Origin of the sequence: Vibrio misgurnus, from assembly GCF_029635775.1 — a bacterium.
In the GTDB taxonomy this organism is placed as follows: domain Bacteria; phylum Pseudomonadota; class Gammaproteobacteria; order Enterobacterales; family Vibrionaceae; genus Vibrio; species Vibrio chanodichtyis.
In genome coordinates, this window is sequence record NZ_CP113241.1 from 2248308 (window position 1) to 2261013 (window position 12706).

General features: G+C 48.5%; 11 protein-coding genes. 3 read left to right on the plus strand and 8 right to left on the minus strand.

Annotated elements, in window-relative coordinates; translation table 11 throughout:
• Positions 1-25: 25 nt before the first annotated feature.
• The 3 genes from OOK74_RS10325 to argC all read right to left on the minus strand — a co-directional run bounded on the left by OOK74_RS10325 (position 26) and on the right by argC (position 3115).
• A complete protein-coding gene (locus OOK74_RS10325) occupies positions 26-1240 on the minus strand; it encodes an argininosuccinate synthase (protein ID WP_166014226.1) in 1215 nt (404 codons plus the stop codon).
• 75 nt (positions 1241-1315) lie between these two features.
• Entirely contained in the window at positions 1316-2104 is a 789-nt protein-coding gene (argB, locus tag OOK74_RS10330) for an acetylglutamate kinase (protein ID WP_278182746.1), read from the minus strand.
• Between the two features lie 9 nt (positions 2105-2113).
• Positions 2114-3115, minus strand: coding sequence for an N-acetyl-gamma-glutamyl-phosphate reductase (gene argC, locus OOK74_RS10335; RefSeq protein WP_278182747.1), 1002 nt, complete (start codon positions 3113-3115; stop codon positions 2114-2116).
• Positions 3116-3270: 155 nt separating this feature from the next.
• Between argC and argE the strand changes: the two genes are divergently transcribed.
• The 3 genes from argE to OOK74_RS10350 all read left to right on the plus strand — a co-directional run bounded on the left by argE (position 3271) and on the right by OOK74_RS10350 (position 8140).
• Positions 3271-4407, plus strand: a complete 1137-nt coding sequence (gene argE, locus OOK74_RS10340) for an acetylornithine deacetylase (RefSeq protein WP_278182748.1) — start codon at positions 3271-3273, stop codon at positions 4405-4407.
• A gap of 205 nt (positions 4408-4612) precedes the next feature.
• Positions 4613-7243: a phosphoenolpyruvate carboxylase gene (gene ppc, locus OOK74_RS10345; protein ID WP_278182749.1), complete on the plus strand. Its 2631-nt coding sequence runs from the start codon at positions 4613-4615 to the stop codon at positions 7241-7243.
• Positions 7244-7600: 357 nt separating this feature from the next.
• Positions 7601-8140 (plus strand): PadR family transcriptional regulator, encoded by a 540-nt coding sequence (locus OOK74_RS10350; protein WP_274722602.1) that lies wholly within the window; start codon positions 7601-7603, stop codon positions 8138-8140.
• A gap of 102 nt (positions 8141-8242) precedes the next feature.
• Here OOK74_RS10350 and cysE read toward each other — a convergent pair whose 3' ends face one another.
• The 5 genes from cysE to epmA all read right to left on the minus strand — a co-directional run bounded on the left by cysE (position 8243) and on the right by epmA (position 12539).
• Positions 8243-9064 (minus strand): serine O-acetyltransferase, encoded by an 822-nt coding sequence (gene cysE, locus OOK74_RS10355; protein ID WP_274722600.1) that lies wholly within the window; start codon positions 9062-9064, stop codon positions 8243-8245.
• 100 nt (positions 9065-9164) lie between these two features.
• Complete coding sequence (gpsA, locus tag OOK74_RS10360) at positions 9165-10199, minus strand: NAD(P)H-dependent glycerol-3-phosphate dehydrogenase (protein WP_274722598.1); 1035 nt, start codon at positions 10197-10199, stop codon at positions 9165-9167.
• A 172-nt stretch (positions 10200-10371) separates the two neighbouring features.
• Positions 10372-10836: a protein-export chaperone SecB gene (gene secB / locus OOK74_RS10365; protein WP_278182750.1), complete on the minus strand. Its 465-nt coding sequence runs from the start codon at positions 10834-10836 to the stop codon at positions 10372-10374.
• A 165-nt stretch (positions 10837-11001) separates the two neighbouring features.
• The gene (locus tag OOK74_RS10370; protein ID WP_278182751.1) at positions 11002-11436 is read right to left on the minus strand and encodes a rhodanese-like domain-containing protein; all 435 of its coding nucleotides are present in this window, start codon (positions 11434-11436) and stop codon (positions 11002-11004) included.
• Positions 11437-11564: 128 nt separating this feature from the next.
• Positions 11565-12539, minus strand: coding sequence for an elongation factor P--(R)-beta-lysine ligase (gene epmA / locus OOK74_RS10375; protein ID WP_278182752.1), 975 nt, complete (start codon positions 12537-12539; stop codon positions 11565-11567).
• Positions 12540-12706 lie beyond the last annotated feature (167 nt).

Sequence of the window (12706 nt, forward strand, 5' to 3'; positions counted from 1 at the left end):
TTCTAAAAATCGATAACGCGACGGATCACTGATGATGTTTATTCAGCGCACGGATCCGGCTCGACAACGAGTAGAGGCGAATAAAGCCGCCAGCATGGCTTTGGTCGTACACTTCATCAGCACCAAAAGTCGCAAAATCTTCCGAGTAGAGACTATTGGCCGAACGTTTCTGGGTTGCGACCGCTTGGCCTTTGTAGAGTTTGATCACCACTTCACCGTTGACCTCTTTGGCCAGCTCATCAGCAGCGGCGAATACCGCTTGACGCAATGGAGTAAACCAGCGGCCATCGTAAACCAGATGCGAAGCTTTAATGCCCAGCTCTTCACGAAACTCAAACGCGGTTTTATCCAGCACTAACTGCTCAACCGCACGCAGCGCTTCCATCATGATGGTGCCTCCCGGGGTTTCGTAACAGCCGCGCGATTTCATGCCGACCAGACGGTTTTCTACGATATCGATCCGACCGACCCCATGTTTTGCCCCTTTTTGATTGAGGTAGCGTAGTGCGTTATATGGCGTCATGGCTTCGCCATCCACCGCGACCACTTCACCGTGCGCCACTTGCAGGGTGACATATTCTGCCTCATTCGGTGCTTGCTCAGGATCAACCGTCCACACCCAGCAATCTTCATTCGGTGCATTCCAAGTACTTTCTAGCACGCCACCTTCGGTCGATACGTGCCATGCGTTAGCATCACGCGAATAAATTTTGGTCAGCGAAGCAGCACAAGGAATGTTACGTGCAGCAAGGTAATCCAGACACGCTTCACGGCTACGCAGATCCCATTCACGCCATGGTGCAATCACATGCAGATCTGGTGCAAGCGCAGCAAAGGTACCTTCGAAGCGCACTTGATCGTTACCTTTACCGGTACAACCATGCGCCAGAGCATCCGCTCCCACTTTACGCGCAATTTCAACTTGGGCTTTCGCAATCACCGGGCGCGCCATTGAAGTACCCAGCAGGTATTTTCCTTCGTAGTACGCGCCAGTTTTTAGGGTTGGGTAGATGTAGTGCTTAACAAACTCTTCTTTTAGATCGACGATGTAGCATTCTGAAGCGCCTGAAGAAAGCGCTTTAGCTTCCACGCCTTTCAGCTCTTCGTCACCTTGACCGACATCGGCCACAAACGCCACTACCTCACAGTCATAATTCTCTTTCAACCAAGGAATGATCACCGAGGTATCCAAACCGCCGGAATAGGCCACCACCACTTTTTTAACTTGAACTTTACTCATTGATTTATCTCCATATTCCTGACTCTGTGCTAAGCGTTCAGTGCTCAGGTTGCATCAAATTAGTGACTTAATAGGTTAAGGAAGAAAACGGGTACCAATACTTTCACCAGCAAATAGCTTGGCGAGCTTCTCTGGGTAACGCCAGGTCGCCACTTCAATCGGACGCCCTAAATCTTGTGCCGCTTGCAGCGCTGCTTTAACTTTGACAATCATGCCATCGGTAATCACTTTGCCAGCGATCAGAGCATCCGCTTGTTTGCTATCTAATGTCGTGATCAAACGGCCTTTACCATCGAGCACACCACTGACATCCGACAGCAGTACCAGTTCCGCATCTAAAGCGCCGGCAACCGCCAATGCCGCTTGGTCAGCATTCACATTCATCATCTGTCCTTGTGCTGTAAGGCCAATCGAACTAATGATCGGCATCGCACCGACAGCTAAAATCGCTTGCAGTAAAGTGGAATCACCCGGGGTGGCTTTACCGACAGCACCCAATTGAGGATCCAATTCGTCTACCTGACACAAGCAGCCATCGGCCAGCGATAGCCCTACCGCATTAATGCCATTTTTAATCGCTTGGCCTTGCAACATTTTGTTGGCCGTTCCCGCTAGCGCACCAGTAATGATCGGGATTTGCTCATAGGGGGTAACACGCAAACCCTCTTTCTTAACCGATTTCAGCTGCAACTTGGCCAGCAAATCATCGACCAGATAACCGCCACCATGCACGATGACAATACCGCGCTGGGCTTGCTGCTGATATTGCGCTATCGCGGCAAACAATTTGCTCAGTGTCTCGGCACAATCGAGCGCGGCACCACCTAACTTAATCACTAAAGGACTGAGCTTGAGAGTTGTCATAGTAAATCCTTATACCAATGCGGTTAATGGGTCGAAACCGTAGTGAATATTTAAACACTGCATCGCTTGACTGGATGCACCTTTCAATAAATTGTCGATCGCTGAAACCACAATGATATGACGTCCCTGCACTTTCCAACCCAAATCGCAAAATGGTGTGAATTCGACATCTTGCACCCGAGGTAAACCGGTTGGAAAACGCACCAATGGTTGATCGTGATAGGCATTGGCAAAGGCTTGTGCCACTTGTTGTTCGCTCACCCCAGCGGCCAGTTTCATCGTAATGGTAGCTAAAATGCCACGCTTAAAATTGCCAAGATGTGGAGTAAAAATCACCTCACAGCCAAGATGAGTGGCAATTTCCGGTTGATGGCGATGATTAAACACTCCATAAGGCTGCAGGCTCACTTCACAAAAGCTGTTGCTCATACTGGCTTTGCGTCCAGCGCCAGAAACACCGCTCACCGCATTAATCACTGGCCATTGGGTGGTATCCAGCAAACCGGCGACGAGCAACGGTTTAATCGCGAGTTGTGATGCAGTGGGATAGCAGCCCGCGACGGCAATGATTGGGCTGGTTTTGATCGCCTCTGCGTTCCACTCTGCTAAGCCGTACACCGCTTGCTCTAACCAGTCGAGATGTTGATGAGTAAAACCATAAAAAGTCGGATAAAAATCCTCACTCTGGACCCGAAATGCACCAGAGAGGTCGAAGACTTGGCAACCTTGCGCTAAAAATTGCGGCGCGAGATCGTGGCTCACTTCGTGCGCGGTGGCTAAAAAAACCACATCACTGTTGGCCGCCACCGCCGCAACATCGGTTAATGCCTGCACTGGCATATCAATAATGCCAGCCACCCGACCATGCAAAGCGGCTAACGATTTTCCCGCATCAACACTGTTGGCGGAAACATATAAACCTGCTAGCGTGAGTTGTGGGTGTTTGTGCACCATCACAGCCAATTCTGCTCCGGTGTAACCACTTGCGCCAATGATGGTGGTTTTTAACATCAGAAAACATCCATATTCGTGATGAAAGATAGCAGCTCATGCTGATTATTCATCTTTAAAAACTACGATTAATTGATTTTTTATTCACACAAAGTGATTTAATATGTGTTTTACCGTTTCACTGTCCCCCTGTCAATAGTAGGAGTAAAGATAAAATGTCGTTACCCAGTTTCCTTGAGGTCTATGAAGGCCTGATTTCAACTTCTTCGATCAGCTCAACCGATACACGCTGGGATCAAGGTAATGAGCAGGTGATCGCAAAATTAGCGGAGTGGCTAAGTGCGCTCGGCTTTACCATCCACATTGAGCAGGTGGCAGAGCATAAGCAGAATTTGATCGCCCAATTAGGCAGCGGCGAAGGTGGCTTACTGTTAGCCGGACACAGTGATACGGTGCCATTTGATCAAGGGCGTTGGAATTACAATCCACATGCGCTAACTCAAGCCAATAATCGCTTTTATGGATTGGGTACCGCCGATATGAAAGGCTTTTTCGCCTTTATCTATGAAGCAGTGAAAAAAGTTGATTGGAGCAAACAGAGTAAGCCGCTGTATATTCTTGCCACTTGTGATGAAGAAACCACCATGCTCGGCGCGCGTCACTTTACCTCCAGCACACCATTTAAACCCGATTACTGCATTATCGGTGAGCCAACCAGCCTAGTGCCCATTCGCGCCCATAAAGGCCATGTCGCCAATGCGATCCGAGTGACCGGTAAATCTGGCCACTCATCCAATCCCGCGTTAGGGGTTAATGCGATTGAAATTATGCATGAAGTGCTGTTTGCGCTGATGCAGCTACGTGACCGCTTAATCAAAACCTATCAGCATCCCGGATTTGAAATCCCTACCCCAACGCTCAACCTTGGCCATATTCACGGCGGCGATAGTCCCAATCGGATTTGTGGCTGCTGCGAATTGCATTATGACGTGCGTCCGCTACCAGGGATGAGCTTAGAAGGTTTAGATAACCTGATGCGCGAAGCTCTGGGTGAAGTGCAACAAAAATGGCCAGGGCGGATTGAGTTGGTCCCCCTGCATGAACCGATCCCGGGCTATGAGTGTCCCGCTGAACAGCCCTTTATTACCAACATGAGTGAACTGTGTGGGCAAACCGCACAAACCGTCAATTACTGTACCGAAGCGCCGTTCTTACAGCAAGTTTGCCCAACCTTAGTGCTCGGCCCCGGCTCGATTGATCAAGCGCATCAACCCGATGAATTTTTAGCCTTTGAATTTATTGAGCCAACGCTGAATATTCTGTCACGCGCAATGCTGAAATATTGTTTCTAAATCGATCACTGCTAGCGCAATCCACAGGCTTTTTGTAAGAAGTTTTCAACAAATTAGTCCAGTTAGTTAAACAAGCGCCACACAAAATCGTCGATTAATAAACCAAATTTTAGCCTTGATTGCTAGCTTACTGGACAAAATGGCCAAGATTGTGTAATTAACTGGACTAATACTGGATGTAATTTTTTTTCAAGGCAGGATGACAATGAACGAAAAATACGCTGCGCTTAAAAGTAACGTAAGCATGTTGGGTAGATTACTCGGCCAGACAATCCAAGCCGCCGATGGCGACGTTATTTTAGAGAAAGTGGAAACCATCCGAAAACTTTCTAAATCCGCCAGAGCAGGCAATCAAGCTGACCGTGAACTGCTGATTGAAGAGATCAAACATCTCCCCAATCATCAGTTGACTCCGGTCGCTCGTGCGTTTAACCAATTTCTGAACCTGACCAATATCGCTGAGCAGTACCACACCCTCTCTCGCCACTGCGAGAGCCATGTTAATGGGCTAGATTCCCTCAGCAATTTATTCGCAAAACTGGCGCAAAAATCGGTCAGCCAGTTCGATACTGCGCAAGCCATTCGTGATCTGAATATTGAGTTGGTGTTAACCGCTCATCCGACCGAAATCACTCGCCGCACCATGATCAATAAATTGGTCAAAATCAACGAATGTTTGTCCAAACTCGAGCTGAGCGAACTCTCGTCAAAAGAGCGCCATAATACCGAACGGCGTTTGGAGCAATTGATTGCACAAAGCTGGCACTCAGATGTGATCCGTCAGCAGCGCCCAACCCCGCTCGATGAAGCCAAATGGGGCTTTGCGGTAGTTGAAAGTTCACTGTGGCACGCGGTACCTGAATTTTTACGTGAACTGGATGAGCAGGTGCAATCTCACTTAGGCGAAGGCTTGCCGATTGACGCTCGTCCGGTGCATTTTTCCTCGTGGATGGGCGGCGATCGTGATGGCAATCCGTTTGTCACTCACACCATCACGCGGGAAGTGCTGTTGCTATCGCGCTGGAAAGCGGCCGATTTGTATCTGACCGATATCAATGAGCTGGTCAGCGAACTTTCAATGACCAAGTGTAATGATGCGGTACGCGCTTTAGCCGGCGAGGAGCACGAACCGTACCGCGCGATTCTCAAGCGCTTACGCAGCTTGCTGCAAGAAACGATCACCATCTTGGATGCCAAAGTTAACGGTCAAAAACTGGCGGTCAAAGCACCGCTGCAAACGGTCGATCAATTGTGGGAACCACTTTACGCTTGTTATCAATCACTGCATGAGTGTGGCATGGGCGTGATCGCTGATGGTTCGCTACTCGATACCCTGCGCCGTATCAAAGCCTTCGGCGTGCATCTGGTACGCCTTGATATTCGCCAAGAAAGCTCACGCCACGCCGAAGTACTTTCTGAGCTGACCCGCTATCTTGGGATTGGTGATTATGAGCAGTGGAGCGAACAAGATAAAATCGCGTTCCTGACCACCGAACTCAATTCTAAACGACCGCTATTGCCACGTGATTGGCAACCTTCGGAATCGGTTAAAGAGGTGATCGACACTTGTAAGATCATTGCGTTGCAATCAAAAGATGCGTTTGGTGCCTATGTAATTTCGATGGCCCGTACCGCATCCGATGTACTGGCAGTGCACCTGCTACTGCAAGAAGCTGGTTGCCCTTACCGTATGGATGTCTGCCCACTGTTTGAAACCTTAGAGGATTTAAACAATGCCGAATCGGTGATCCGTCAATTGATGAGCATCGATCTGTACCGTGGCTTTATTCAAAACCACCAAATGGTGATGATTGGTTACTCAGACTCCGCCAAAGATGCTGGGGTCATGGCCGCGGGCTGGGCGCAGTACCGTGCGATGGAAGCGTTGGTTAACGTGAGCGAAGAAGTCGGTATTGAACTTACTCTATTCCACGGTCGCGGCGGTACCATTGGTCGCGGAGGTGCACCGGCCCATGCCGCACTCCTTTCACAGCCACCAAAAAGTCTAAAAGGTGGACTACGCGTTACCGAGCAAGGTGAGATGATCCGCTTCAAGCTTGGACTGCCTGATGTTGCGGTTAACAGCTTCAACATGTATGCCAGCGCAATTTTAGAAGCTAACTTATTGCCACCACCAGAGCCAAAACAAGAGTGGCGCGATCTGATGGATGTGCTATCCGAGGTCTCTTGTGAAGCCTATCGCCATGTCGTGCGTGGCGAGCCCGATTTTGTACCTTACTTCCGCCAAGCAACCCCGGAATTAGAGCTGGGTAAATTGCCACTGGGCTCACGCCCATCGAAACGCAACCCGCATGGTGGAGTAGAGAGCCTGCGCGCCATTCCATGGATTTTCTCTTGGAGCCAAAACCGCTTAGTCTTACCGGCTTGGCTCGGCGCTGGTGAAGCGATCCAATTCTCGATCGATAAAGGGCATCAAGCACTGCTGGAAGCCATGTGTCGCGAGTGGCCGTTTTTCTCAACTCGGCTTGGCATGCTCGAAATGGTCTACACCAAGTGCAGCCCTGAGATTGCCGAATATTATGATCAACGTTTAGTCGATCCCGCACTGCGTCCACTGGGTGAAAAATTGCGCGCCCAATTGCAAAAAGATATCCAAACGGTGCTTAATGTCGAAAACAATGAGAACTTAATGCAGAGCAATCCTTGGGGGCATGAATCGATTCGTTTGCGCAATATCTATGTCGAGCCACTCAACATGCTGCAAGCAGAATTGCTGTACCGAACTCGTCAATCGCAACAGCCGAGCGTAGAACTTGAAGAAGCACTGATGGTGACAATTGCTGGGATTGCCGCCGGAATGCGTAATACTGGTTAAAAAAATCATAAATCAATAACTTAAAATCCTAAAAGACTGCATTTTTGCAGTCTTTTATTTGGAACTTTGGCATTATTGAGAACATTATCAGTTTTTTACTTAATCAACCACTTTGTATTCCACTTAATGCTTATCATTTGGATATACTACTGACCAAGGCGATAAGTAATAGCAACTTATTGCGCAATTAAAGTATGCACAGACATACGCCAAGCTAGGTGACAATCAGTTTTATAAGGTGACATAAGCAGTCAGATATCTCGACTGCGTTTATTTAAACCAATGGATATACGTGCCACAAGAAGCACACCACGGTTTGAATGAAAGTTTATGTTGACTTAATTTTGGATTGAAGACATGTCATTACCACACGTTATCCTTACTGTTCTTAGCACACGCGATGCAACCGGTTACGATATCACTAAAGAATTTTCTGCCAGTATTGGCTACTTTTGGAAAGCGAGTCACCAGCAGGTTTATCGCGAATTAAATAAAATGGGTGAGCAAGGTTTAGTCACTTGTGTATTACAACCGCAAGAAGGCAAACCGGACCGTAAAATCTATTCAATTACTCAAACAGGCCGCAGCGCTTTAGGTGAGTGGTTTGAGCAGCCTACTGCTCACCCAACTGTACGCGATGAGTTCAGCGCTAAACTGATGGCCTGCTCGATTCAGTCGGCAGAACCTTATCGCTTGCAACTCACCGAACTGGTGGAAGAATCACGCAAACTGGTCGCACATTATCAAGAAATCGAAGCGGCTTACTATGCGACCCCAAGACTGCTAGACAAAGCGCAACGTTTAGAACGCTTAACTCTACGTCGCAATTTATTGGTTCGCCAAGCTTGGATCCAATGGGCCGATGAAGTGTTGGCGGAATTGGCTGAGCTGGCGTAAGCCAAACTGCCTATTTAATGTAAAAAAGGATGATGGTGACATCATCCTTTAATCTTTTTGACCCCCATGCAGCCATCAGCTTCAAACTCAAGCTACGCCGAATTAAATCCCGTCGCCACCAATAAAGGTTTGCGTACGGCCATTAAATTGCTGATCCATATCCAGTGAGGGTTTATCGGATTGTGGACGTCCGACAATTCGAGCCGGAACCCCAGCTACTGTGGTGTGTGGTGGCACCGCCTGCAAGACGACTGAGCCAGAGCCAATTTTTGCGCCTTCACCCACTTCGATATTGCCTAAAATTTTCGCGCCAGCACCAATCATTACTCCTTCGCGAATTTTCGGATGCCGATCACCACACTCTTTACCGGTACCGCCCAAAGTGACGTCTTGGAGGATCGACACATCATTTTCAACCACCGCCGTCTCACCAATCACAATCCCAGTCGCATGATCGAGCATGATTCCACGACCAATACGCGCCGCAGGGTGAATATCGACTTGGCAAGCGACCGAAATTTGATTTTGCAGATAAGTCGCAAGCGCTTTGCGCCCTTGCCGCCACAACCAATTCGCGACTCGGTAGCCTTGCAGTGCGTGATAACCCTTGAGATACAACAGTGGCATCGAATACATAGACACTGCCGGATCGCGAGTCACCGTCGCACAAATATCGCATGCGGCAGACTGGGTAATGCTCGGTTCAGCGGCAAATGCCTCTTCAATCACCTCTCGCACCGCCATAGCGGGCATCGAGGCGGTACTCAAACGGTTGGCCAAAATATAACTGAGCGCCGAGCTTAAACTGTCATGTTTAATAATCGTCGCGTGATAGAAGCTGGCCAGCATTGGCTCTTGCTCTGACTGCTCACGAGCTTCCACCACTATCGTTTGCCAAACCTTAGTATGCGCACACTGTTTCATTGCTTATTTGTGTCCCAATCAAGAGAAGGCGCGAGCCCACCATCTAATCGATATTATCTCGTCCGTTGGATTTACCTGCGGTTGAGCAGCAAATCAGAGCTTAGCGCTCCATCTTCTTATCACGAGCCAGCAAGTCCTGAGCCGCCAGTCGCGCATCTTTACCTTGATACAATACTTGATAAATTTGTTCAACAATTGGCATCTCAACACCCATCCGTTTCGCCAGCATCCACACTTCTTTGGTGTTGCGATAGCCTTCGACTACCTGACCGATATCGCTTTGCGCGCTATCGACATCTTTCCCCTGACCGAGCGCTAAGCCAAAGCGACGGTTACGTGATTGATTGTCGGTACAGGTCAGCACTAAATCGCCCAGTCCGGCCATGCCCATAAAGGTTTCTGGTTTGGCTCCCAACGCGGCACCTAAACGGCTCATTTCGGCCAAACCTCGTGTGATCAGCGCAGTACGCGCATTGGCCCCAAAGCCGATCCCATCGGACATTCCCGCGCCAATCGCAATCACATTTTTCACGGCGCCGCCCAACTGCATGCCGATAAAATCACTGTTGGCATAGACGCGGAATGTTTTGCTGCAATGGATTTTTTCTTGTAGATCAACCACAAATTGCGCATCGGGCGAAGCGACTGAAATGGCCGTCGGCATCCCCATCGCCAACTCTTTGGCAAACGTTGGCCCAGACAGCACCGCCAATGGATAGCTATCGCCAATCACATCGTGCGCAACCTCTTGCAATAAGCGTCCGGTTTCTGGCTCTAACCCTTTGGTCGCCCAGCAAATCCGGCTATCAGCACGCAAATATGGCTTTAAGCTATTTAGCACCAGACCAAATACATGGCTTGGCACCACCACCAATAGATCACGACACGCTTGCACCGCTTTCTGTAAATCGGTTTCCACAATCAATGAATCAGGAAACGCAATATCGGGTAAAAATTCGTGATTGGCCCGCTCGGCGGCCAAACGAGCCATATGCTCGACTTCATGTCCCCATAGGACAATATTCGCTCCATTACGGGCCAGTGAAATCGCCAGCGAAGTACCGTAAGATCCGGCACCAATCACCGTCATTTCAATCGGTTTCCCGTAGCCATTATGGTTATGTGTCTCGCTCATTATTGCGCCTATCGATAACGAAGTTGGGCTCTATTCTATACTTAAAGTCGGCAAAATTGCAGACTCGCATGATCACTGCGCTGATTAAGCCACCATTCAGTCGCTAGAATAAAAAAATGCACATCGCAACCGCGCTGTGCATTTCATCAAAGTAAAGTGACAACCGCCTAACTTAAGCGTTAGCGGGTGTTGCACCTTCAGCTTGCTGATGCAGATAGTTCATGAACAGCGCATCAAAGTTCACTGGTGCTAAATTCAATTGTGGGAAAGTGCCTTTCACCACTAAGCTTGAAATCGTTTCACGTGCATATGGGAATAGGATGTTCGGGCAGAAAGCGCCTAAACAATGTGCCAATTGGCCCGCTTCCATCTGCTCAGCACCAAAAATACCCGCTTGTTGTACTTCACACAGGAAGGCGGTTTCTTCGGCATTTTTCACCGTGACGGTCAAACGCAGAACCACTTCATAAACCCCTTGGCCCAGTTCGCGGCTTTGTGTGTCGAGATCCAGTTTCACATCTGGATTCCACTCTTTTTGGAACATCACTGGTGAGTTTGGCGCTTCAAAAGAGACATCTTTCAAATAGATACGTTGAATAGCAAACTGTTGTTGTTGGGCTTGTGCTGCTTCAGCCATGATTTCATCCTTAATTCAGATAATTCGATTCAAAAGTCAAGATGTCCTGAGACTAACTGAGAGTGCGAATGATCACTAGGTGACTAAACCATTACGTGGGCGATATCACAACTCTCATCATCAAGCGCTGACATTTTCGCCAGCCCTGATCTCTTGCCCTGCTATTTAGCGTTTACCACGCACCAAAGGCAGGTTTGCTTCATTCCAAGCAATCAAGCCATTTTTAAGAAGATTGACCTTCTCAAAGCCAGCCTGAGTCAGCAGTTGGGCGCTTTCACGCGCGGTCTGACCGGTTTTGCATACCACGATAATGGGGCTTGATTTATGGCTTTCAAGTGCCGCCAAGTTTCCAGACTTAATCTCAGAGGGCAAAATGTGCAGCGCATCGGTAATGTGTCCTTGTTTGAACTCATCTTTACTGCGGATATCCAGCACAATGCCGTTTTCACGGTTAATTAAGTGTGTCGCTTGGCTCGCGGTCACTTCTTGGTAAGCGGCGGTGGCTGATTTATAAATGCTGGCGATTAACGCCACCAAAATACCAATCCAAGCCAGTGAAAGGATCATATTTTGCTGAAAAAACTCAATGTACTCTTGCATATCCTGTGCTCTTGCAATGGGGTTCAAATCAGATGAGGAGTATAACGAGGTTGGCAGCGAGACGCGAGCGCTTACCTCGTTAAAACTGGGGTGAAACCAGCGACCAATGTGGCAAACTGAGAAACGGATCAGGCGCGAGGAAATGGAAAGGCGGTGACCTTGTCGATATGATCCTCATCTAACGCCAACATGATCAAGCGATCAATACCCAATGCCACGCCAGCACAGGTCGGCAAACCCGCCTCTAATGCCGCAATTAAGTGGTAGTCAATTGGCTGCGCGGGCAAGCCCATTTCACCGCGCTTAACGTTATCCGCTTCAAAACGAGCCAGTTGTTCAGGCGCATTATCCAACTCATGAAAACCATTGGCTAATTCAATACCTTTAAAATAGACCTCGAAGCGATCTGCCACTCGCCCATCTAACCGGTTGATCTTAGCTAATGCTGCTTGTGAGGCTGGAAAGTCATACACAAAAATCGGCGTAGTTTGACCAATTTTCGGTTCAATACCGATGCTAAACAGCAGTTGCAATAAAGTGTCACGATCTTGCTCAGGCTCAGCGATATCACTTAAACCCAGCGTTGCCGCCACTCGCTTTAAATCCGCCATGCTTGCTGCGAGTGGACACACGCCCAGCACCGTTAAAAACGCTTGTTGATAAGTGATCCGCTCGGCACTTGTACCACCTAACACTAAGCGCAGTAAATCGTCCATTTCATCCATTAAATCATGATGATCAAAACCAACGCGATACCATTCCAGCATAGTAAATTCTGGGTTGTGGTAACGACCATTTTCTTCATTACGAAACGCCTTACCAAGCTGGTAGATACAACCACTGCCTGCCGCCAACAAACGTTTCATATGAAATTCAGGACTAGTCATCAAGTGCAACCGGCCGCCCTGTGCATAACCAGGCCCAACAAACTCGGTTTGAAACGTCTGGAGGTGAACATCGGTCACCGTCGCATGACTCATGGCAGGCGTTTCCACTTCCAATACGTCACGCTCGGCAAAAAATTTACGGATCTGGCGCAGCAAAGCCGCACGCTGTTTTAATTGGCGGATCGAGGCACTCGGCATCCAGTCAGCAGTGGTCATAACATCACTTAGTAAGTCAACACAGAGCACGAATTGTACTTGCTCAGAATCAAAATCCAAACCCAATTGTGACACCAGTCACATACAATGCAATTAATGGACTTAAGTTGGTAATTCCGCAGCAAAAACCTAGCGGAATCAATTTTTAAATTGCCAAGCTATTTTAC